19 protein-coding genes and 2 tRNA genes are annotated in these 22,587 nt (G+C 37.2%); 12 read left to right on the top strand and 9 right to left on the bottom strand.

The genetic code is table 11. The features are described from left to right. Positions 1-5 precede the first annotated feature (5 nt). Genes HC000_RS07675 through HC000_RS07650 form a run of 6 tightly spaced genes read left to right on the top strand, consistent with a single transcriptional unit; the run spans position 6 to position 8,561 of the window. On the top strand, positions 6-2,813 hold the full coding sequence (locus HC000_RS07675; protein WP_179807354.1) for a molecular chaperone DnaK: 2,808 nt from the start codon (positions 6-8) through the stop codon (positions 2,811-2,813). Between the two features lie 17 nt (positions 2,814-2,830). Next, positions 2,831-3,463 (top strand): hypothetical protein, encoded by a 633-nt coding sequence (locus tag HC000_RS07670; RefSeq protein ID WP_218910964.1) that lies wholly within the window; start codon positions 2,831-2,833, stop codon positions 3,461-3,463. 1 nt (position 3,464) lies between these two features. Next, complete coding sequence (locus HC000_RS07665; RefSeq protein WP_179807353.1) at positions 3,465-6,506, top strand: DUF87 domain-containing protein; 3,042 nt, start codon at positions 3,465-3,467, stop codon at positions 6,504-6,506. A gap of 10 nt (positions 6,507-6,516) precedes the next feature. Next, entirely contained in the window at positions 6,517-7,167 is a 651-nt protein-coding gene (locus HC000_RS07660) for a hypothetical protein (RefSeq protein WP_218910963.1), read from the top strand. After that, positions 7,168-7,644, top strand: a complete 477-nt coding sequence (locus tag HC000_RS07655; protein ID WP_179807352.1) for a hypothetical protein — start codon at positions 7,168-7,170, stop codon at positions 7,642-7,644. It abuts the gene before it with no gap. Next, positions 7,644-8,561 carry a hypothetical protein gene (locus tag HC000_RS07650; protein WP_179807351.1) on the top strand — a complete coding sequence of 306 codons (918 nt, stop codon included), beginning with the start codon at positions 7,644-7,646 and terminating at the stop codon, positions 8,559-8,561. Before HC000_RS07655 ends, HC000_RS07650 begins: the two co-directional genes overlap by 1 nt. 330 nt (positions 8,562-8,891) lie before the next feature. Here HC000_RS07650 and HC000_RS07645 read toward each other — a convergent pair. From HC000_RS07645 to HC000_RS07630, 4 genes are all read right to left on the bottom strand, one after another. Then, positions 8,892-8,968 (bottom strand) — tRNA-Val (locus tag HC000_RS07645). Between the two features lie 120 nt (positions 8,969-9,088). After that, a tRNA-Val gene (locus tag HC000_RS07640) sits at positions 9,089-9,165 on the bottom strand. A gap of 114 nt (positions 9,166-9,279) precedes the next feature. After that, positions 9,280-10,332, bottom strand: coding sequence for a DUF3080 domain-containing protein (locus tag HC000_RS07635; RefSeq protein ID WP_179807350.1), 1,053 nt, complete (start codon positions 10,330-10,332; stop codon positions 9,280-9,282). Beyond that, complete coding sequence (locus HC000_RS07630; protein ID WP_011328411.1) at positions 10,310-11,665, bottom strand: MATE family efflux transporter; 1,356 nt, start codon at positions 11,663-11,665, stop codon at positions 10,310-10,312. Before HC000_RS07630 ends, HC000_RS07635 begins: the two co-directional genes overlap by 23 nt. A gap of 171 nt (positions 11,666-11,836) precedes the next feature. On the opposite strand from HC000_RS07630, the gene HC000_RS07625 reads away from it, so the two are divergent. After that, positions 11,837-12,463: a riboflavin synthase subunit alpha gene (locus HC000_RS07625; RefSeq protein WP_179807349.1), complete on the top strand. Its 627-nt coding sequence runs from the start codon at positions 11,837-11,839 to the stop codon at positions 12,461-12,463. Here the strand turns inward: HC000_RS07625 and HC000_RS07620 are convergent. Then, entirely contained in the window at positions 12,460-12,663 is a 204-nt protein-coding gene (locus HC000_RS07620; protein WP_011328409.1) for a CPXCG motif-containing cysteine-rich protein, read from the bottom strand. The genes HC000_RS07625 and HC000_RS07620 overlap by 4 nt on opposite strands. A gap of 135 nt (positions 12,664-12,798) precedes the next feature. Further along, the gene (locus tag HC000_RS07615; protein WP_179807348.1) at positions 12,799-13,659 is read right to left on the bottom strand and encodes a fructosamine kinase family protein; all 861 of its coding nucleotides are present in this window, start codon (positions 13,657-13,659) and stop codon (positions 12,799-12,801) included. 109 nt (positions 13,660-13,768) lie between these two features. Here HC000_RS07615 and HC000_RS07610 point away from each other — a divergent pair, with 109 nt between their 5' ends. Continuing rightward, a complete protein-coding gene (locus HC000_RS07610) occupies positions 13,769-14,461 on the top strand; it encodes a DUF445 domain-containing protein (protein WP_179807347.1) in 693 nt (230 codons plus the stop codon). Positions 14,462-14,529: 68 nt separating this feature from the next. Here HC000_RS07610 and HC000_RS07605 read toward each other — a convergent pair whose 3' ends face one another. Continuing rightward, a complete protein-coding gene (locus HC000_RS07605; protein WP_089368374.1) occupies positions 14,530-14,892 on the bottom strand; it encodes a DUF3718 domain-containing protein in 363 nt (120 codons plus the stop codon). Positions 14,893-15,134: 242 nt separating this feature from the next. Between HC000_RS07605 and HC000_RS07600 the strand changes: the two genes are divergently transcribed. From HC000_RS07600 to HC000_RS07590, 3 genes are all read left to right on the top strand, one after another. Then, entirely contained in the window at positions 15,135-15,920 is a 786-nt protein-coding gene (locus tag HC000_RS07600; RefSeq protein ID WP_011328406.1) for a hypothetical protein, read from the top strand. Positions 15,921-16,020: 100 nt separating this feature from the next. Continuing rightward, positions 16,021-17,403, top strand: coding sequence for an amidohydrolase (locus tag HC000_RS07595; protein ID WP_011328405.1), 1,383 nt, complete (start codon positions 16,021-16,023; stop codon positions 17,401-17,403). Between the two features lie 12 nt (positions 17,404-17,415). Next, positions 17,416-18,657: an amidohydrolase family protein gene (locus tag HC000_RS07590; RefSeq protein ID WP_089368373.1), complete on the top strand. Its 1,242-nt coding sequence runs from the start codon at positions 17,416-17,418 to the stop codon at positions 18,655-18,657. Positions 18,658-18,811: 154 nt separating this feature from the next. Here the strand turns inward: HC000_RS07590 and HC000_RS07585 are convergent, their stop codons facing one another. Both HC000_RS07585 and cspD read right to left on the bottom strand, forming a co-directional pair. Next, complete coding sequence (locus tag HC000_RS07585; protein WP_011328403.1) at positions 18,812-21,034, bottom strand: NADP-dependent isocitrate dehydrogenase; 2,223 nt, start codon at positions 21,032-21,034, stop codon at positions 18,812-18,814. A gap of 797 nt (positions 21,035-21,831) precedes the next feature. Further along, positions 21,832-22,050 (bottom strand): cold shock domain-containing protein CspD, encoded by a 219-nt coding sequence (gene cspD / locus HC000_RS07580; RefSeq protein ID WP_011328402.1) that lies wholly within the window; start codon positions 22,048-22,050, stop codon positions 21,832-21,834. 209 nt (positions 22,051-22,259) lie between these two features. On the opposite strand from cspD, the gene clpS reads away from it, so the two are divergent. Further along, the gene (gene clpS / locus HC000_RS07575; RefSeq protein ID WP_011328401.1) at positions 22,260-22,568 is read left to right on the top strand and encodes an ATP-dependent Clp protease adapter ClpS; all 309 of its coding nucleotides are present in this window, start codon (positions 22,260-22,262) and stop codon (positions 22,566-22,568) included. Positions 22,569-22,587 lie beyond the last annotated feature (19 nt).

The following is a 22,587-nucleotide window of genomic DNA, read 5'->3' as shown; positions in this document are numbered from 1 at the left end:
GAATAATGGATACAAAAAGAATTACGCAATGGATGCTATCTAATAAAGATGCGCAACAAATAGGTGTTGATGCTTCATTTGAAAAAATGGTTATGCATTTAGAAGAAACGATTCAAAAAGAAATTATTGCTTTTGTAAATAATGTAACCGTCACAAATGAAGGTGAGCCATTAGCTAATGCATTAAATAGTTGTTTTGCGGAAGTAGAAAATGAGTTTAATAGTGATCGTTGGATATCACTAAGCGATGAAATTTATTTTGATAAAAAAGCAAACGGTTGTTGGGTCATCAGAAAAAAAGACGAAAATAATCCTTATCAGCTTTTTGATAGAGGGACTCCTGCAGTTCAAGTTAATGATTATGTTAATAAAATATTGAGAGACCCAATTAATAAATGGGAGGTCCCAAGTAAAGAAACTCTGTTGAAAATGTTAAATTTAGATAGTAATACCCCATTTGAAATATATGGGGGATATGGTTGTATTAACTCTAGTTATATTGGTTCTTGGGACCAGCTTTATGTTATTGAAGGTAAAGTGTGTGCTAATCACATGCCCCATAAGAGTGATAGTCCACAATCATCTGGCGTTTGCGTTCCTTTTTTAGATTTTAAAGCTCCAATGCCTAATTTAAAAGTATTGTTTTTAGAGTTTTTAAACAAAGGTTTAACACCATTACCTTTAAAAAATAGCAAGTTATATAAGTTATTGTTATCGATTGTGCATCGTAAACAGCAAACACTATTTCCAGAATATAAACTGAAAGATAAGCAGATAGTAAATGAATTAATCACAAAAAAAATAACTAATAGCTTACTACTAGAAGACCACATTCGCGCCGATATAGCGCCGTACCACTTAAAAATGGTAGAAGATACCGAGCTCGGCCATTGGTCTTTATGGACTGATGAGCTAGAAAACACGGATGAACAAAGTATTAACTTACCTATTCCGCTGGTTGCGCGCGACCCAAAATCGAGTATTAACGATGGGGTGGTCGCAATTGATTTTGGTACAAAAAGCACCGTGGTGGTGTATCAAAAAGATAATGTGAATATTCATCCTATGCGAGTTGGTACTGGGGATTTACGTACAGATATACAAGCTCATCATTATGAAAACCCAACAATTATGGAATTTAGAGACCTTGACGCGTTTATTAGTGCTTATGGTGCAAAAGCCAATAAACCGTATACTCGCTGGCAAGATTTAACTATTTCCCATACGGCAAAAAATGCAATGGAAGGCACAGAGTCTAGCCAATTTAATACTTTTTTGGATGAAATAAAGCAATGGGCAGGCGATAAAAACAGAAAGCTAAAAGTAGTTGGACAAAAAGGCAGAGTGATTGACCTACCGCCATTTTTAGAACTTGGCACTGACGACTTTAACCCTATTGAAATTTATGCATATTATTTAGGTTTATATATTAATAACTTAAATAATGGCATTTTTATGGAGTATATACTGTCTTTTCCTGTGACTTACGAAATGCCTGTACGCGATAAAATAATAGAAAGCTTTGAAAAAGGGCTTAAAAAGTCACTTCCTACTGAATTAGGGGTTGATACTATTGAGCAATTAACCGTTATAAAAGGCGCGAGTGAGCCTGCTGCTTATGCCCTAACGGCCTTTAAATCTCATGACTTTGACCCAGAAGGTGACGAACGTATTTTTTATGGCGTTTTTGATTTTGGCGGCGGAACAACCGATTTTGATTTTGGTATTTTTAGAGAAGCAAAAAGTGGAAAAGAGCGCCGTTTTGACTATGTAATAGAGCACTTTGGTGCTGGTGGCGATCAATTTCTTGGTGGTGAAAACCTTTTAGAATTATTAGCGTTTGAAGTATTTAAGAAAAACAAAGTAGCACTTTTAAAAGCAGGAATACAATTTGAAAAACACCCTGAAAAAGATGTATTTGCAGGCAGCGAACAGTTACTTAGCCATTCACAAGAAGCAAGAAACAACACAAAAAAATTATGTATTGCTTTACGTCCATTTTGGGAAGAACACGAAGGTTTTGCGATAGATGCTTCTGGAGAGCTGAGTATAACGCTCACAGATATTAATGGTATTCAGCATTCTGCTTTTGCGCTTGATGTTGATGAGGATGAACTAACACAGTTACTATCTGATCGTATTGAGCGAGGCGTTGAAAACTTTTTTAATGCACTGCGTTTGGCTTTTAGCAATATTCAAGAATCATTAAACGATATTGATGATGTAAAAATATTTTTAGCAGGAAATTCAAGCCAGTCTAGCTTTGTTAACGCATTATTTGAAAAGCATATTAACTTACAAGATGAAGCTATTGGCAATATTAGTGGTAATAGCCATTTTAAATTATTTGCGCCACTGGGTGCCGATAAAGCTGACCTTGAAAAACCAACAGGTAAAACAGGCGTTGCTTTTGGCTTAATTGAGTCGCGAGAAGGCGGCAATATAATGGTGATTGATCGTAATGTTGGCGATGATGATATTCGTTTTAAATATTACCTAGGCGAAAGCCGTAAAGGTAAATTTAAACCAATAATAGACCGTGAAAGTAATTTTAATCAATGGTTTGAATTTATTGATGCGGGCTATCAAAAATTTGAATTGTTTTACACTGAACAACCAACGTCAAGCACTGGGAATGTATCTATTTCTGACAGCGGTATTAAAAAGAAAGCTATTAAGCTTGATATGACCGATGACGATGCGTTGGTTTATATCCGAATTGTGTCACCAACGAAAATTGAATACGTTATTGCAAATGAGAATGACATTAGTCACAACGTTTTTCTTAGTGATATTCAATGTTTAGATCTTTAATAGGTTAAGGAAAAGTTATGTTAGTACCAACCATTATTCCAGCAATTATTAGCGCTATTAGTAAAGTTGCTGTAGCAGTAGGTCCGATGATAGCTAGGTATACCCCAATTGCGATGAAAGTAATTGGTGAGAACTTACCAAAAGTGATAAAGATGGTTGAAGGGATAGGCACTGCCACTGATTTACTTAAGCCGAGTGAAAAAATTGATGAATTTGGTGCAAAAGCAATAAGTGCGAATAAAACACCAGAAGATTTTGAGCACATGAATGATTATATCGATTATTTAAGAAATAACGTAAAAGTAGACGAGTCTCAATTAAGTCACAATCCAATTGATGTTTCAGTTCGTCAATTAGTAGGTATTGCTATTGTGCTTAAAGGTTTAAATAAAGAGCTAGGGACAGAAATCTCATTACCACTTTTAAATAAAGTGAGTGAGCTTGGTGTGGAGTCGAAAGTAGTATTAGAGATTATTAAGGCATATTCAGGTAGCGAGCTTAATCCGGATGAGATAGAAGCATATATTGATGGTGAATTAACACTCGATAAAACAAAGCAACATAGCGATAATTTGTTAACTGCATACCAAACTACCTATCCGTCAATGACTGCGCAAGAAGCTGAGCAAGCTGTAATGAAGGATTTTTAAGATGCCAAAAACAAAAAAATCGTTGATTGAATTATTAAAGAGTAATGATGTTGATGCTGGTATTTCATTACCCGCGATAGAAAAGCCATTTTTACTAGCTGACCATGAGTTTTCACTTTATCACATTAAAGAAGTGACATTTGATGAGGAATTGCCAAGGAAAGAGGCGTTTGAGAACGTATTAAACGCATTGAATATTGATGGCATTATTTTTCTCTACTTACTAATCGGTGACGGGGAAAGCGTTAAATTTTTATTTGGCATCGCAAAAGACAAGCGTTATGAAGGGACTTTATCGCTTGATGTTGATGACATAGGTGAAAGTATTTTAAAGCCTTCTTTACAAGGTAACTTTAGAGGAAGCGTGGTTGAGAAGCTAACTAAAGCTGAACGAAAGAGGGTTAAGGAAGAAGTTGGTTGTTTTTCTAAAGTGTCTAAACTCGAAGGTGTACCGAGTGTTCATGAAGATAACGAACAGTTTCAAGGGGTTGATCGCTTAGTTGATATTATGAGTGGCGATCAGTTTTGCCTTGCTGTATTAGCTGATCCTCTTTCTTTATCTGAAGTGAATGAGCTTGAAGGTCAACTACATGATATTTACGATAAGTTACTTCCTTTGTCTAAAAAAAGCATTCAAAGTGGTGAAAATAATGCAAAAACGAAAGGGACATCAGAAGGGGCGAGCACAACAAAAACTACAGGTCTTAGTGATGGAACCAGTATTAGCACCAATACGGGTAAGTCAGTAAGTATTACTAATGGGACATCTGACTCGGGTAGTAGTAAACAGACTTCAAAAGGCTCTTCTGAGACAGATCATACGACCCACATTAGTGGTAATGAATCTAAAACAAAGGGCACGTCAGAATCTAAGTCGACAGCAAAAAACACAGGAACTAATTCGTCGGAACAAATAGGAACATCATCTAGTGAATCTCGTGAGTTTTCAGATAAAGCGGTACAAGATTGGGTAAACTATATTGATGATGTGTTATTAAAACGGATTCAAATAGGTAAAAATAAGGGGTTATACCTTTCTAATATTTACTTATTATCTAATTCTGAAGCCAGTGTCTTAAAGCTAGGTAATACAGCAAAGTCAATTTTTTCAGGTGAAGATGCGAATAAATCTCCATTAGTGATTAAAAAGTTAGCAGGAAATCATGAGATTACTACGTTAAAGAACTTTCAATTTCATGAAATTACTACGTTAAGGAACTTTCAATTACCAGCATTAAAAGCTGACAACAAAGGAGAAAATAAACAAGACAAGAACATACATCAATTTAATCTTTTGTTGTCTAGAAACCCGTTTAATAAATATTCGTGTAATTGGTTGTCGACTAATGAACTTAGTGTTGTGGCTGGCTTACCACAAAAAGAAGTGGTTGGGTTAACGCTTAAAGAAGAAGTTGAATTTGGTTTAAACATGACTAAAACGGTTACCGATGAGAATAAACTATTTTTAGGTAACTTGATAAAAAGTGGATTACAGCAGCAAACTGAGGTGAGCATTGATAAACGAGATCTTGATAAACATATATTTATTGCAGGTGTAACTGGCAGCGGCAAAACAACTACTTGTCATCGTTTATTAAACTCAGCAAAAATGCCTTTTTTGGTGATTGAACCAGCTAAAACAGAATATCGTGTACTTACTAAAAAACATAAAGACATTCTTATTTTTACGTTAGGTAACGATAATGTTGCACCATTTAGATTGAATCCGTTTGAATTTTTTCCTCATGAAAATATTACTTCAAGAGTGGATATGATTAAGGCGAGCATAGAGTCGGCTTTTGATATGGAAGCGGCTATTCCACAACTTATTGAAGCAGCTATTTATCGCTGTTATGAAGTAAAAGGTTGGAATATAGCTAACTCTAAAAATAGTTATTATGAAGACCCATTTGCTCCAGGTGTTTATGCCTTTCCTACATTGGGAGAGTTAATTGCAATGACTGAAGTAATTGTCAAAGAACAGGGCTTTGACGATAGATTAAAGCAAGATTATATAGGTTCAATTAAAGCACGTTTGCAAGGTTTGCTAATTGGTTCTAAAGGACAAATGCTAAATACGCCGCGCTCTATTAATTTTAAAGATTTAGCGCAGTGTAATGTTATTTTAGAGCTCGAAGAAATTCGTAATCCAAGTGAAAAATCCCTGATAATGGGGTTCGTTTTAGCTAATTTAAATGAAGCTGTGCGGGCAAATCATGAAGAGTATAGAAGTCGCGGTGAAAAATTTAGACATATTACATTAATTGAAGAAGCACACAGGTTGTTGTCTAAATTTGAAGCCGGGGATAGCTCAAATAAAAAACAAGGAGTGGAAACTTTTTCTGATATGTTGGCTGAAGTACGTAAATATGGTGAGTCGCTGATTATTGTTGATCAAATTCCGAATAAACTAACGCCAGAAGTATTAAAAAATACGAGTACTAAAATTATTCATAAACTTTTTGCACAAGATGATAAAGAGGCCGTTGGAAATACAATGGCACTATCTGATGAGCAAAAAGACTTTTTATCAAATCTTGAACCTGGTCGTGTCATTTTATCTACTTCGGGGACGACAAAACCTCTTCAAGTACAAATTAAAGAGTTTGTTAGTACAACACAAGAAGCTGATGTTGACCCTAAAAAAATTAGAGAAATAGCGCTTCAATACTATGCTGATAATTACAAGTTAGGTTTAATTCAGGGGTTAGAGCTTTTGGAAAATAAACCTTCAGTAGATGTTATTCAGGATATATTACAAGGGAGTCCAGTGCTTGCTTGGATTAAGACTGTAAAAAATTATAAATCAAACATTGAGTTACATAATTATATCAAAGTTTATGGTATTGATTTTATGCACCAATATATTCTTACCACTTGTTATAAAACGCTTGCAGAAACAGATGAGAATGAAAAACAGCTAAATAGTCGAAGCGACTGTTTAGGACTTTACCTATATGCAGTGCTCGAAAACTCTGAAGTTGCATTTACTATGGAACAAAGAAATGCTCTTTGTACTAATAAAAAATTAAATTTTAATTAAGGGGATAGCTATGGGTTTTTGGAGTGGTTTGTGTAGTGCTGTGAGCAGTGCATGTAGCGCTATAAGTAGTGCGGTATCAAGTATTGGTAGTAGCATTGCAAGTGCTGCTACAAGCATTGCCAGCTTAGGAATAAGCCTTGCGGCAAAAGTTTCTGATGCCATTAAGTCGGTTGGCATTTCTTTAGGCATTATTAGCCCAGAAGATACAATGGAAGAGCTAGGCGAGCGGGCTATGTTAAGTGATAAAAAGCCAGAAGATTTCGATTCAATTAATGATTATATTGATCACCTGAGAAATAACGTCGTCTTTGATAAAGAAAAATTTGATAGCCTTGATGAAAAAGATCTTTTAGCGCGTTCTTCTATTGGTGCCTCTATTACTTTAAAAGGAATTAATGAAAAATTAGATGCTACAGTAACACCTTCATTTATGGCGAAAGTGGCTTCTCAAGAGCTAGAAACTGATGAAATTATTGGGACTATAAAGGCCTATAAAGAGAAGGAATTAAAGCTAGATAACTACGAGCTTTACCTTAATGATGAGCTCTCTCTTGATGAAACAACGAAGCATAGTAATGCCTTAGTTGATGCTTACCAAAAACTAGAGCCTGAATTATCTATTGAACAGATTGAAAGCAAGGTTATGGGGTTAAGTAAGTAAATGGCTGATTTTTATATTCAAGTAAAAAATAACATGGCTAAAACGAGTCGCATTATAGATGGTGACTTAGAGATTATTCGCTTTGCCGGAGAAGAGTGGATTTCGGTTAATTTATACTGGCAACAATTTAAAAATAAAATTGAATATACTACGACTGAAAAGCTGGCCTTTGTTATTGATACAGATGATAGCTCTTTTAATATTGATACGAGTATTTCAATCGCTGACAAGTTTATTACTAGTGAACAAGATCTTCAGTGGGTTATTAATGGTATTGACATTGCTTGTTCTCAAGCTTTTCTTTATCCAAATATTTCAACAAGGCTTAATGTAAGCAGTGCGGTTAAAAATGATCAACTTGGTGTTGATAAAAAAACCGTTAAGCCAGCTGTTGAAGAAGTAGATGCTGGCAATAGTAATGTTTTACAGAGTTATTACCGAAAGGCGACAAGGAATTTTAAAAGAGGCAATCAATAATGGATGAACAGCTAATTGGTGATCAAACTTTAAAACAGAGTGTTTTATTACTTTTAGAAGATAGTGAGGTCCGAGAAAAAGTGCGTGAAATAATGTTTAAACCGGCAGTTAACACGACTTTAGAAACAACAGTTGTTGAGGACTCAGTTATCAGTGACGATACTTTAATTCAAAAATTACAAGAAGAGGACAATAATTTAGAGGTTGAGGTAATAAAATTAAGAAGTGAGAATGAAGAAATGAAAGAAATTATTATAAAACTTAAGTCATTACTCGGATTGAAAGACTCTGCTTTAAATAAAAGCAACGAAGCTGTTCTATCACTAAACCAAGATAAGTCTGGCTTAGAAGCTAACTTATCTACAGTAACTTCTAACCTTAATCAAAACAAACAGAGCTTGTCGGAGGTTTCTAGCAATTATAAATATTTAAAGACAGAATATGATTCTATTAAAGCGAAATATGAAGAACAAGAAAAAAAAATAGCATACTACCGCGATAACTTTGAAGAAGATCTTCGAATTAAAGAAATCTATGATGATCTTTCTAACCAAACCAAATTATCAACGGATAATATATTTACCGATCCTAGCGTAAAAGGGCTAGTTGCTTGTGGTATTCAAGAAAAATATATTTTTAACTTGTGGGATTATATTAAAGCGGAAGTGGTAAAAGGAAATAATCCAGACCAAGAGCGTCTTATCCGATTGTTTGAATTGTTGTTTAAGCGCTTTAAGCTTGCTTATCCGATGTTTGAGCTGCAACTAGTTAAAACAGGGGATAAATTTGATACCCAATCTCATATTAAACATAATAAAAGTGACAATATGAGTGGTGATATTCAAAGTGTTTTATTTCATGGTTGTATTAATACTAAAACAGGTAAAGTACTTAAGCCATCGATTGTTATTCTTTAATAGTTAAAAATAAATTTTGACTAAGCAGTTATTTAACTCGGCAAGCGGATGTCTGCTTAACTTTATTGTTATACAGATAATCTGCAAAGGCTCGAGGTCGAATTAGGTGCAAGGTCAAGGAGCTAAAAAAGTGGTTTGGGCGCTTGGGCACAAGTTTGGGCACAAATCGATAAAAACTGGAATTTTTAGGATGATCTTTTGAGGCTTGGCTCTCGTTATTTTAAAATTTTGAATACAAAATAATAAAAAACTAAGAATTTAATTTTTAGTTGAATAATTAAACGAATAGATTGAATAGGGTTTTTAACTGTTTGAAATATAGAGTTTAATTGGTACGACCGAGTGGATTCGAACCACCGACCTCTACCATGTCAAGGTAGCGCTCTAACCAGCTGAGCTACGGTCGTACAATTTTTTTAGGATTCTTAAATGTTGGTACGACTGAATGAATTGAATCACTGACTCTTGGACCGGGTGATCAAGAGTAGGTAGTGCTCTTTCCTTCAATTATACTTTTTCTTAAATGTTGGTACGACTGAGTGGATTCGAACCACCGACCCCTACCATGTCAAGGTAGTGCTCTAACCAACTGAGCTACAGTCGTATTACTTTAATTTAAGCTAAGTGCTAACTAGATAGCACGGGCGCTAATATATAGCGTGATGGGAGTTGGATCAAGCAGCTTTATAGTTTTTGCGTTTATTTGCCGTTTTTTTATTCATATTGGGCTGATTTCACACGTTTTATAAAAAATTTGCCACCAAAGTACATGGTTTTTAGCTGAGTATTTTAGTTGGTTCAATAAGTTACTGTTTGCATTGGGCTGGAGTAAATTATTAATTGGTTTGCTGGTGATTGCTGTTTTATACCAAAGTTGTTGATATAGCGGTTGCAGGGTTTCTAAGTAGCCGGCGAGCTGTGCTTGGTAAGGTTGCACTTGTCCTAAGTAATATTTTTTAAAGATATTATTTACAATTTGCGCTTGGTTATTATTTTTACCTGCTTGGCATAGCTGGCTAATATTTATGGTGTTTATAAATTGGGTAGCACTGTTATTTAGGGCTATTTGCGTTCTTGCTGATTGAATTAGCTGCTGGTTAAACTGGTATTTATTAAGCTGCTCTAGTGCGGCAAATAAATGCTCGGAGTTTATTTGTGCAAACTGCTGCTTGGTTATTTGTTGTTTAATATTTACCAGCTTTGTTACGGCATTTACTGTGTCGCTAAAGCCTGCTGGGGTTATTGAAAGCTCTCGCGAGCTCAGTTGCCAAATGCGATTAAGCTCGGACTCTTTATAGAGCATGCTATTAAAGTAGTGCATTAAGTTATTTTGTTTGTGTTCGGTTGCCGCCAAAATTTTTTTATAAATAGAAGAGTCTTTTTCAAGCGAAGTTAAGCACTGCTGCGCACTTTGTATAAATTTTATTTGATAGATTAATATGCCTGCCGCTGTGGCGGTTTTACCGAGCTGGTTATTATGCTCGCTAATGAGGACGTTAAGTTTGCAGTGGCTTAAACTGGCAAGTTGAATAATGCCCAAGGTGATGTTGCTATCACTTAATACAGTTAATGGTATTAAGCTTAGTGGCACTAGCGGTTTTGGTGTTACTGGCTGTAAATCAAGCGTGTTTGCTAGCCGCTGGATATAAGTATGGTTTGCATTACTGGGCTTATCGCTACAAGCGGTTAATGCAATAAAGCACACTACCAATAAACAGGTTATTGGCAGTGGCTTTACTAATAGCCGTTTAAGCTTGCAAAGACGGTTCATATTTAAAACGTCTATGTACTGTGTACATTAACAATACAGCAGCGAGTGTTAAGCCAACAATAATGCCCAACCAAAAACCATGTGGGCCCATTGCTGGGACAATTAAGTCGGTTCTGGCTAATACATAGCCTAGTGCAAAGCCAACTAACCAATACGATACAAATGTAATGTATGAAATAGGTGCGGTGTATTTTAATCCACGTAATATGCCATTTGCAGCAACTTGTAGTGCATCAGGTAGTTGATATATACAGGCTAAAATCATGATAGATGAAGCCAGTGCAAGTACTTCGGGACTGTCGCTATACAGTTGGCTTATTAAATCGCGGCCTAAAAAGGTAGTTACGGCAACAAACAGGGCAATGAGCGCTGCCAGTATATAGCTAGTTGAAACAGCAACTTTTAGCTGTTTTAAATGGTTTTGACCATATAAGTTGCCTATACGTATGCTTATAGCAATAGAAAGGCTGAGCGGCATCATAAACAATAAAGTGGTAACGCTGGCGGCAATTTGATGGCCAGATACGGCTACGGCGCCTAAATGGGCAATAAATAATGGAATACAGGCAAATAAGGTTACTTCAAAAAAAGTGGCTAATGAAATAGGAATACCCAATTTAGTGATAATGCCAATAGTGGTTAAATTAGGTTTTTCAAATGGAGTCATTAAGCCTTTAGCATCTATTTTTTTACTCATTTGGCAATAAATAACTTGGGCTATTGCCATTACAGTTAATACTAATGCAGTAGCAATACCACAGCCTGCGCCGCCATAAGCGGGTAGGCCAAATAAGCCATTAATAAAAATATAATTCACCGGAATATTAACCGCTAAACCTAACAGGCTGATATAAAAAGCGGGTTTGGTCATGCCCATACCTTCGGTCATATTTCTGTAAACGGTAAAAATTAAAAAGCCAAACACTCCCCATTTAACAAAGCGAATATAATCACTGGCAAGTGTTGCTATAGCAGGGCTGGTGTCGAGTTTTAAAATAATAATATCGGCAAATTGAGCAATACCAAACCCAGCAATACATAGCAGCGCAGTTAAATATAAAGCTTGTTGAAAATAATGGCTGATGCCTTTTTTATCGTTGGCCCCCGCAAACTGTGCAATAACACCGGTTAAAGCGAGTAAAATACCTTGCAGTGCAAGTAATAATGGGTTCCAAATACCAGTGGCAATAGATAAAGCAGCTAAATCAGTTGGGCTTACTTGGCCTGCCATAATCGTATCGACGACAGACATTAAAACAAGGGTAACCTGAGCTAAAAAAACGGGGATGGCAAGGGAAAGTAAGCGTTTAGCTTCCCAATTACTAAATGTCATAACAAACAGCTAAGAAATAATACAGGGCATAATTGTAATCTATTGCGGGGTGCCAATCCATTAAGATAATTATTAAGAGTGCATGATTTTATAACTTGATACGTTAAACTAGAGGCTATTAAGCAGCAAAGGCTTAACAGCCCCAATTTTGTAATAAACTTAAGAGATTATATGTTTACAGGAATTATACAAACCCAAGCGAGAGTCGTGTCGGCTAACCAAGTAAATGGCGTGATGCAATTAACCATAGCGGTTGAAAAGCAATATATACAGCAACTAAATTTAGGGGCGAGTATTGCTATTAATGGCTGTTGTTTAACGGTTGTTAAAGTATTAGCAAGTGATGATGATTTAATGGCGCAGGTATATTTTGATGTGATTGATGAAACACTCAAGTTAACTAACTTAGGTAAGCTTGAACTGGATAGTTTAGTTAATTATGAGCGTTCAGTAACCTTTGGTACAGAACTTGGCGGGCATATTGTGTCTGGCCATATTCACTGTACGGCTAAAGTGGTGCAAATAGTTAAACAGCAAAGTAATTATAAAATGCTATTGTGCATACCGCCGCAGTGGCAAAAGTATGTATTGTATAAAGGTTTTGTGGCTATAAATGGCGCAAGTTTAACTGTAGGTAATGTTGATGAGCAGGGCTTTTGGCTGCACCTTATTCCCGAAACCCTCGCTATTACCAACTTAGATGCAGCTAAGCTAGGTGATGAGTTTAATATTGAGGTAGATCAGCAAACCTATACCATAATAAATACGGTCGAGAACTACTTGCGTCAGCAGAGTTAAAATATTTGTTCGTCGCCGCTATCTACATGTAATTCTAGTTTATTACGAGCATGGTCAATGTGCATGTTTAAATGAATAGGGTTACAACAGGCGCTGCACTCTTCTATGTAGTCTTGATCTCCCATGCTGGCATCTAAATCTAAATGAATATGATGCCCGCAGTGCGGACATGAAATACGTTGCGATACAAAGTTTTTCATAATCACTCCATGTACATTATTAAGTAGGCTTTCAATAATATAATTACACTAATTAATCACTTACTTAATGCTATTGGTATAAGCTCAATATAGTCGGGATTAAATGTTTACTGCGTTTAATTTAGTTTATTAGGATTACTTTATTAACCTTTCTATGTGTTGTTTTGCTTGGGTAAGGTAATGCCCCGCAAAAATATTAGCGTGGTTTAAAATAGGGTAAAGCTGGTATATTAATTTACGTTGCTCAAAACTTGCTAGCAACGGATATTGTTGATTATAAGCGCTGTAAAAATCATCTGGCAGTGGTGCAAATAGCTCGCTCATGGCTATATCAACCTCTCGGTCACCGTAATAACAGGCAGGGTTAAATATACTCGGTACTGTATTTATAAACCCTACATTGCCACGCCAAAAATCGCCATGTAATAATGATGGCTCTACGGGGTGGCTGTGTAATTGCTCTTTTACTAAATTAATTAATCGCTCTGGCTCTATAAATATAATGCCTTTTTCTGCCAATAATTGTAATTGCCAGCCTATGCGCTCTTCGGCGTAAAATATACTCCACTTTTTATGCCAGCTATTAGGCTGTACTGTAGTGGCTAAATAATTATCTACATCAAAACCAAACATGGCTTGCTGATGCTTTTGATGCAACATTGCTAAGCCTTTTCCCATTGCGTTCCATGTGGGGTGTGGTTGTTTGTCAAATTCTAACCACTCTAAAACAATAAACGAGAACTCTATATTTGCACCTGTTGTAATGCAATCAGGCACTATAAACACCCCGTTTTCTGTGAGCAGCTTTAAACCAAGCGATTCGCTTTCTAGGCGCTCAAGCTCATTTTTTAACGCTACTTTTACTAAATAGTTGTGCGTACCATTGGTTATATGAAAAAGTTTGTCTGTGTTGGTGCTCTGAAGTTGCTGTTTATGAGTATGTTTAAAGTCATAATGTATGGCTTGGCTTATTTGCTCGTTTACTGTTTTCCACATAACAATTGCTCGCTTTTTAAACCGATACTTAAACTATGGCAAAAAGGTATTAATTTAACAAACTAATCGTTGTAAAATTAATGCCATAAATCACTGAAATGGAATAAAAATGAATAAAAGTTTAATAACCAATTTGCTAGCGGGTATATTTGTTGTTCTTGGCTTTATATTTGATCAGGCAATTGTGCTGTCGGTTGGTTTATTTGCACTCTCTGGAGCAGTGACTAATTTATTAGCTATTCATATGCTGTTCGAAAAAGTACCTTTTTTATATGGTTCGGGAGTAATCGCGTTAAAGTTTCAAAGCTTTAAAGTAGCAATAAGAAACTTAATTTTAACTGAGTTTTTTTCAGAGCAAAAAATTAATAGCTTACTCAGCAAAGCGCAACCTAATATCGACTTTGAACCAATAATAAATAATGTTGATTTAAACCCCGCATTCGACAGTTTACTAGAGGTAATTGAGCAATCTCAGTTTGGCAGCATGCTTGCTATGTTTGGTGGCAGTGCGGCGGTTGAGCCAATGCGTGAAAAATTCATTGAAAAAATGCAACTGTCGCTTGGAGAAATATCTCAAACTGATAACTTTAAAGCCTTAGTTAGTCAAACACTTTCGCAAAGTAATAGTGCTGAAAGCTTACACAATACAGTGCTTAAATTAGTTGATGAGCGTTTAGATGAACTAACCCCTAAAATGGTTAAAGAGATTATTCAAACCATGATCCGCGAGCACTTAGGTTGGTTAGTTGTATGGGGCGGCGTGTTTGGTGGATTGTTTGGTCTTATTGCCGCAATAATTTAACCACAAATTTAGCATTGAATAATTAAGCAGGTAATTATTACCTGCTTAATAAATATAACTGTAATTAATTATTTAGAGCCGGCCATAATAACCACCGAAGGCATTTTAGCCTTTGCTAAATCGGTAATTGAGGTGCGTGTATCCATATCTATATTTAAAAAACGTGCCGATTTATTAAGACTGTACAGCGAGACAAAATCGCCTACCGATAAATCATTACATAGCAGTTTTTTACTGATGACGGCTTTACTTATACGTAAACTTTTCATTGTGTTGTTAATGGTTAGCCTTTTGTTTGACGCTACCGCCATACATGCTTGCGTACCGGGAGTTGAATCCGCAGCAATAAACTGGGTTGCCATTACGGGTGATGCTATTGAGACTGCACTTAATAGCACACTAGAGTATAAAGTTGCTTTTAGAGTATTCATTATTTAAGCCTCATTATGTGAATGTGCAAGTTCAGTATTGCTCAATTTGAACAAAATACTGTTAACTCAATGATCCCAGTTGTAAGGGCATGTGTACGTAAATTGGCTTATCGTTTAGGTGTTTGAAAGCATACTTAAATTAAGTGTATTTTTTGACACACTTTTATTTTTCCTGCTGACATATTTTTTCAGACTGTTATTATCGCCCCCTAATTTTTAGTGTTTAATTAAAAGGAGCCACTGTGAGTAAAACGCTAGCCAGTTATTATCAGCAGGCGTATGCATGCGACCAACAGCACTTTAACCAATGTTTTTATTGTGGCTGTGAAGCGACAGAGCGCGACCATTGTCCGCCATTACACATGCTACAAAGCATTATTGACCTGGGTGAAGAAGCCGACTTTGTATCAATACCGGCATGTTATGAGTGCTATGCGCTACTACATAACGAAAGGTTAATGACGATAGATGAGCGCTTTACTAAAATGAAAAAAAAGCTTTCTAATAAATACGCTAAACCACTGCGTGTTTATAATATGTGGGAAGAGAGTGAACTGGGCGATATGAGTGACGAGTTTGCGCACAGCATTCAAGCAGGTATGAAACTAGGTAAAGAAGCCGCAGAGCGCTTAGCATTTACTGGCTTTAGTTACGCCACTGAAGAGGCTAAGGTCACAGTGCGGGAAAAAACCAAAGAATTTGACGTAGAAGGCATGTTATTTACTGATTTTAAAGAGGCACTAAGCTACTGCATTACCGACTTAAATGTTGATAAAAGTGATTTTTATAAAATATTGGTTGAAGACTATCAAGGTGATTTTAACAAAGCACTTAGCCAGTATCGTCATCGGCATGACAAAGTAACTGCCGCTAAAGATGGCAACACGTTAATTAAAGATTTTTCAAAGCTGCACAAACAAAACTCTGATTTTGTAACTCGCACTGTTAAGCACTTTATGGAAAAAGATCCAGTGTTAACAACCGAAGGCGCACTAGAGAAACTTTATAACAATTATATAAAAAAGTAATTACAGCAACTCATCTCAATTTATTGGTTTTTGGCCTGTTTTTTTAGCTTTATTAGTTAGCTTTAGCTAAAGTAGCAAAAAAACAGGAGAACCGAATAACATGCAAAAATTTGCTCCCTCATTGTTAGCTATTGGCTTAGCAACTGCACTTGTTGGTTGCCAAGAAAACGGCCCACAAGACGATAAAATAACAATAAACAAAAACCCTTACCCAAGTACTTATAAAGTGGTTGCTACATCAAGCACGCTGATCACTAATGCCACTGTATTAACTGGTACGGGCGAGCGCTTAGATGATACCGATGTATTACTTGTTGATGGTAAAGTACAACAAGTAGGCAAAGATTTAACTGCATCAGCAGATACCACAATTGATGCTCAAGGCAAGTGGGTAACACCGGGTATAATTGACGTTCACTCACATTTAGGTGCATATCCAAGCCCCTCAGTTGAGTCGCATCAAGACGGTAACGAAATGACCAGCCCAAATACAGCAGAAGTATGGGTAGAGCACTCTATTTGGCCACAAGATCCAGGCTTTAACCGTGCTCGCGAAGGCGGTATTACCTCACTACAAATATTACCTGGCTCTGCTAACTTGTTTGGTGGGCGCGGCGTAACACTTAAAAACGTACCAGCGCATACAATGCAAGCAATGAAATTTCCAGATGCGCCGTACGGCTTAAAAATGGCGTGTGGCGAAAACCCAAAACGCGTTTATGGTCGTAAAGGCACGTTACCGTCAACCCGTATGGGGAACATGGCCGGTTACAGAATGGCATGGGCCGAAACTGTAGAATACAAACGCGCGTGGGATAAATACGATAGCGATTATGCAGCGGGTAAAAACCCAGCAGCACCTACCCGCGATATTAAATACGATACATTGCGAGGAGTGTTAGAGGGCGAAGTGCGCATTCATAACCATTGCTATAAAGCAGAAGAAATGGCGATGATGATTGACCTTTCAAAAGAATTTAATTATCACGCGGGTACTTTTCATCATGGTATAGAAGCCTATAAAATTGCTGACATGCTAGCTGCAAACGGTTCATGTGCTGCGCTTTGGCCAGACTGGTGGGGCTTTAAAATGGAAGCCTACGACATGGTGCAAGAAAATGTGGCCATTGTTGATGCGGTTAAAAACTCGTGTGCGGTAGTTCATTCTGATTCAGATACGACTATTCAGCGCTTAAATCAAGAGGCTGCTAAGGTAATGTTCCGCGCTAATCAAAATGGTTTTGATATTTCGGAGCAACACGCAATTAAGTGGATCACTGCTAATGCGGCAAAATCACTAGGAATTGATGATAAAACAGGCTCACTCGAAGCGGGTAAACAGGGCGATGTGGTTATTTGGAACCAAAGCCCGTTTAGTGTTTACGCTAAAGCTGAGCAAGTGTTTGTTGATGGTGCAAAAGTTTACGATAGAAACGATAGCACGTATCAGGCAACAAGTGATTTTATGTTAGGTCAACAATAAGGAGCACCCAGAATGAAAAATTTATCACGTTCGTTTTCGCTTTCTCTGGTTGCTGCAGGGTTATTAGCAGCAGGCGCGGTTAATGCGCAGTCACTGGCAATTATTAACGCCACATTACACACCTCAACAGAGCAAGGTGTATTAGAGGGCGCGAGCATTGTAATGACTGATGGCAAAATTTCTGCCATTAATCCAAGCGCTGTAAAAGCCGACAAAATTATTGATGCTAAGGGCCAAATAGTAACGCCTGGCTTTATTGCCAGTATTAACCAATTAGGTTTAGTTGAAGTAGGTGCGGTTGCAGGCTCACGCGATGGCGGCGATGAAAAAGCCGGTATTGATTTTGATGCAAGTTTAGCTTTTAACGGCCACTCGGGGTTAATTCCTTACGCACGTAAAGGCGGAATTACACGCGATGTGATCACCCCACAGGGCGGCGAGAGTATTTTTGCAGGCCTTGCAAGTGTAGTTGATTTAAGTGGTAGCTTTGAAAGCGTACTGCAAAAACAAGTGGCACTAGTGGTTAATTTAGGTGAGCGCCGCAAAGGTTCGCGTGCGTTTACTTTGCAAACACTTATAAATAAGCTAGATGAACATCAAACTAAAGCCGATAAAAAAGCTAAAAAAGATGACAAAAAGCCAACCGCCGAAGATAAAATAATGGTTAAAGTACTTAGCGGTGAAATGCCATTAATCGTTAATGTATCTCGCGCTGCCGATATAGTTGAGCTTATTAAAGTAAAGCAGCAGTTTGGCATTAACTTAGTACTTAATGGTGCGCAAGATGCTGTTGTCGTTAAAGAGCGTTTAGCTAAAGCAGACATTCCAGTGATCATTAGTGCTATGGATAGTTTGCCAGGTAGTTTTGACTCATTAAATGCGAGTTTAAATAATGCAGGATTACTTGAAAAGGCCGGCGTAAAAGTACTGCTAACAGTGGGCGGTGATGCCAGTCATAATGTTTACCAGCTACGTTTTGATGCGGGTAATGCTGTATCGTATGGTATGAGCCAACAAGGTGCGTTAAAAGCAGTTACAGCAAACGTGGCTGATGTATTTGGCATTAATGCAGGCAGCCTAGCAGTAGGTAAAGCGGCCGATGTGGTTATGTGGAGCAATGATCCGTTTGAGCTTAGCAGCCACGTGAGCAAAATGTTTATTAATGGGGTTGAGGTATCTACACAATCTCGCCAAGATAAACTGCGTGACCGTTATACAACTGAGTCAAGTATGCCACGCGCATATACTAAGTAATCAGAAACTAAGCTAAACATCCTATATATTGGAGGTTAAAGCTACTACTAAAAAGGCCGCTATTTTATAAATAGCGGCCTTTTTATTTGTAAATTTTAGACATAAAAAAGCCGCTTACTTTTGCAAGTAAGCGGCTTTTAAATTCATTTCAATATTATACTAATTTAGCAAGAATATCGTTAAAGGTAGTGCTTGGACGCATCGCTTTAAAAGCAGCATCGTCGTTAGGCTGGAAGTAACCGCCTAAATCTACCGCTGGGCCTTGAGCGTTGTTTAGCTCACTAACAATTTGTTCTTTGTTAGTTTCAAGGTCGCTAGCAATTTGCGTAAACTGCGCTTTAAGTTCGCTGTCGTCATTTTGCTTAGCAAGTTCTTGTGCCCAAAATAAAGATAAGAAGAAATGAGAACCACGGTTATCAATTTCTTTTACTTTACGTGAAGGCGACTTGTTTTCTGCAAGGAAAGTACCAGTTGCTTTATCTAGGGTGTCAGCAAGTACTTGTGCCTTGTTGTTACCCGTCGTTACGCTTAGGTGCTCAAGCGATGCAGCAAGTGCTAAAAATTCACCTAAAGAATCCCAACGTAAGTGGTTTTCTTTTTCGAATTGTTGCACATGCTTCGGTGCAGAACCACCTGCGCCAGTTTCAAATAAGCCACCACCGTTCATAAGTGGAACAATTGACAGCATTTTAGCACTTGTACCCAACTCTAAAATTGGGAATAAATCTGTAAGGTAATCACGTAAAACGTTACCTGTTACAGAAATAGTGTCTTTACCTTCTTTAATACGCGCTAAAGAGAATAAAGTTGCTTCAAGCGGTGCTAAAATTTGAATATCTAGGCCAGCTGTATCGTGCTCTGGTAGGTATTTATTTACTTTTTTGATTAGCTGCGCATCATGTGCACGGTTTTCGTCTAACCAAAAAATAGCAGGAACGCCCGTTGCGCGTGCACGGTTTACTGCAAGCTTAACCCAATCTTGGATTGGTGCATCTTTAACCTGACACATGCGCCAAATATCGCCTTGCTCAACACTGTGCTCAAGTAAAGTAGTACCGTTTGCATCAACAACACGGATTGAACCGTCTGCTTTAGCTTCAAACGTTTTGTCGTGTGAACCGTATTCTTCTGCTTTTTGCGCCATAAGGCCAACGTTTGGAACGCTACCCATAGTTGTTGGATCAAACGCACCATTTTCTTTACAAAAATCAATAGTTGCTTGGTAAATACCTGAGTAACAACGATCTGGAATTACAAAGCTAGTGTCTTGTAATTTACCATCGTTATTCCACATTTGACCGCTTGAACGAATTGCAGCAGGCATAGATGCATCGATGATCACGTCACTTGGTACGTGTAAGTTTGTAATACCACGGTCAGAATCAACCATAGCAATAGCGGGGCGGTTAGCGTAAACAGCTTGAATGTCTGCTTCAATTTCTTCGCGCTTAGCGTCATCTAATGTTTGAATTTTAGAGTACACATCGCCTAAACCATTATTTACATCAACACCTAGCTCTTCAAAAAGTTTACCATGCTTGGTAAATACATCTTTGTAGAATACTTTTACAGCGTGACCAAAAATAATTGGGTCAGATACTTTCATCATTGTCGCTTTCATATGCAGCGAGAATAATACACCTTTTTCTTTAGCTGCATCAATTTCGGCAGCTAAGAAAGCTTGCAGTTTAGCAGCGCTAATGCTTGATGCATCAATAACTTCGCCAGCTAAAAGCGGTGTGCTTTGTTTAAGCACAGTAACGTCGCCGTTAGTTGCAACATGTTCAATACGCACATCAGTGGCTGTATCAACAGTTACTGATTGCTCAGAACCAAAAAAGTCGCCTTCGCTCATGCTAGCAACGTAAGATTCAGAATCTTTGCTCCACGCACCCATTGAATGCGGGTTGTTACGTGCATATTCTTTTACAGAACCAGGTGCACGACGATCTGAGTTACCTTCACGTAGTACTGGGTTTACTGCACTGCCTTTAATTTTGTCGTACGCAGCTTGAATTGCTTTTTCTTCATCGTTTTTAGGCTCAACAGGGTATTCTGGAAGTGCATAACCTTTAGCTTGAAGCTCTTTAATTACCGCGCGAAGCTGTGGTACAGAGGCGCTGATGTTTGGTAATTTAATAATGTTAGCTTCTGGTGTTTTAGCCAGTTCGCCAAGTTCAGCCAGTGCATCGTTAATACGTTGTTCTGGTGTTAAATAATCAGGGAAGCTTGCAATTACACGACCTGCTAATGAAATATCGCGAGTTTCAACTTCAACACCTGCCGCATTTGTATATGCTTGGATGATAGGTAGCAACGAATAAGTTGCGAGTGCCGGAGCTTCGTCCGTTTTTGTATAGATAATTTTTGATGTCATCATCATTCCTAGATAGTTGGCCATAACGACCATATTCAACAATGCAAAGAAATCATTGCCACCAGTATTGGTAATACATTAAAGCGTTAATAATGGAGCAACGAGCAGTCAGTTAGGTGTTTATTGCCCTATATTTATATAAAGCAAAATAGTCACACCTGACCAGCTAGTACCGTATTTATAACTAAACATTTAATAAAAATAAATTAGCCTTTAGGCTAGCGTTAATACGTTATTTTTAGGGTAAAGAGTGTAACAAGCTTGGTTTAAAAGGGCTAGTTTTTGCAAGCACCATCCAAGTAGTTATACCAATTGAATTAAAAACATTGATCGTTCTAACGGACTAAAGTTTCATAATGGCATTAAAATTTTCATATAGAATAACTATACATTTAAATTTATGCTTAATTATTAAGCTTTTTTACTTGTCGCTATAGTAAATGCCAATTTTATTAAAAATATGAGCATGCTTGCGTATTAAATGACTTATTGGTTACTTTTAAAATAACTAAGGTAAAACAATGGGATACATTGTTTAACCCTATTGTTAAGCCATTTGTTTTGCGTCGAAATTACTCATTAATTTAATGTTATTGGTATGCCCGTGTATTTAATACAAATTGATATTTAACATTCAATACAGAAAATATTGGGGTAGATAAAATAAATTCAAGGAAAAGGGTTGAATTTGCAGATAATGAGGCTATTAATACAGAAGAAGAGATGATAAAAAAGATGTTGAAGGAATTAAGCGAGGATCTAAGCAGGTCACTCGCTTTAGTAGAACAAAATAACAGTCACTCAATAATATCACCGTTAGGCGCTATATTTTTAGCATGTAAGCCTTTAGGGCCTTGTTCTAATTCGAATGTTACATCTTGACCAGCTTTAAGTGTTTTATAGCCGTCCATTACAATTGTTGAGTAATGAGCGAAAATATCATTCTCGCAGCCGTCTTCTACGATGAAACCGAAACCTTTGGCATTATTGAACCATTTGACTTTACCACAAGCCATACTTCTACATCCTTCTATAAGTTCACTAATTTAGTTAATCTAAACTGTATAATTTGCTAGACTGACTAAGGTTTAATCAATCTATGTTTGACTGTAGTTTATTTAGCCAGTCAGTCAAGTGTTTTGATCTATTTATTAACATTTTATTTATTTTTTTATTCAAGTTTGCTTGAGTTACAAAGACAAGACTATATTTAATTATGAGTGGTATGAAAGATTCAGGTGTTATAGACATCGTTCGCGACAAGGAAAAGCAAAAGCTGCAACCACCGCGAAAATATAAAGTTGTTTTAAATAACGACGATTACACGCCGATGGATTTTGTGATTGAGGTCCTGATGACGTTTTTTAATATGGATAGCGATAGAGCAACCGACGTGATGCTGCAAATTCATCAACAAGGGAAGGGGATCTGTGGCGTATTTAGCTCAGATGTAGCCCATACAAAAGCTGAACAAGTTAACCGGTATTCAAGGGATAACGAGCATCCACTGCTATGTAGTTGTGAGCAGGAATAAATACCAAGCGAATGATCTT

The organism is Pseudoalteromonas sp. MIP2626, assembly GCF_013414205.1.
Taxonomy (GTDB): domain Bacteria; phylum Pseudomonadota; class Gammaproteobacteria; order Enterobacterales; family Alteromonadaceae; genus Pseudoalteromonas; species Pseudoalteromonas nigrifaciens.
This window is presented reverse-complemented; position numbering and strand designations above follow the sequence as displayed.

Coding starts and splice junctions, on each gene's coding strand:
- HC000_RS07675 (WP_179807354.1), top strand. CDS start 6: ATGGATACAAAAAGAATTACGCAATGGATGCTATCTAATAAAGATGCG.
- HC000_RS07670 (WP_218910964.1), top strand. CDS start 2,831: ATGTTAGTACCAACCATTATTCCAGCAATTATTAGCGCTATTAGTAAA.
- HC000_RS07665 (WP_179807353.1), top strand. CDS start 3,465: ATGCCAAAAACAAAAAAATCGTTGATTGAATTATTAAAGAGTAATGAT.
- HC000_RS07660 (WP_218910963.1), top strand. CDS start 6,517: ATGGGTTTTTGGAGTGGTTTGTGTAGTGCTGTGAGCAGTGCATGTAGC.
- HC000_RS07655 (WP_179807352.1), top strand. CDS start 7,168: ATGGCTGATTTTTATATTCAAGTAAAAAATAACATGGCTAAAACGAGT.
- HC000_RS07650 (WP_179807351.1), top strand. CDS start 7,644: ATGGATGAACAGCTAATTGGTGATCAAACTTTAAAACAGAGTGTTTTA.
- HC000_RS07635 (WP_179807350.1), bottom strand. CDS start 10,332: ATGAACCGTCTTTGCAAGCTTAAACGGCTATTAGTAAAGCCACTGCCA.
- HC000_RS07630 (WP_011328411.1), bottom strand. CDS start 11,665: ATGACATTTAGTAATTGGGAAGCTAAACGCTTACTTTCCCTTGCCATC.
- HC000_RS07625 (WP_179807349.1), top strand. CDS start 11,837: ATGTTTACAGGAATTATACAAACCCAAGCGAGAGTCGTGTCGGCTAAC.
- HC000_RS07620 (WP_011328409.1), bottom strand. CDS start 12,663: ATGAAAAACTTTGTATCGCAACGTATTTCATGTCCGCACTGCGGGCAT.
- HC000_RS07615 (WP_179807348.1), bottom strand. CDS start 13,659: ATGTGGAAAACAGTAAACGAGCAAATAAGCCAAGCCATACATTATGAC.
- HC000_RS07610 (WP_179807347.1), top strand. CDS start 13,769: ATGAATAAAAGTTTAATAACCAATTTGCTAGCGGGTATATTTGTTGTT.
- HC000_RS07605 (WP_089368374.1), bottom strand. CDS start 14,892: ATGAATACTCTAAAAGCAACTTTATACTCTAGTGTGCTATTAAGTGCA.
- HC000_RS07595 (WP_011328405.1), top strand. CDS start 16,021: ATGCAAAAATTTGCTCCCTCATTGTTAGCTATTGGCTTAGCAACTGCA.
- HC000_RS07590 (WP_089368373.1), top strand. CDS start 17,416: ATGAAAAATTTATCACGTTCGTTTTCGCTTTCTCTGGTTGCTGCAGGG.
- HC000_RS07585 (WP_011328403.1), bottom strand. CDS start 21,034: ATGACATCAAAAATTATCTATACAAAAACGGACGAAGCTCCGGCACTC.
- cspD (WP_011328402.1), bottom strand. CDS start 22,050: ATGGCTTGTGGTAAAGTCAAATGGTTCAATAATGCCAAAGGTTTCGGT.
- clpS (WP_011328401.1), top strand. CDS start 22,260: ATGAAAGATTCAGGTGTTATAGACATCGTTCGCGACAAGGAAAAGCAA.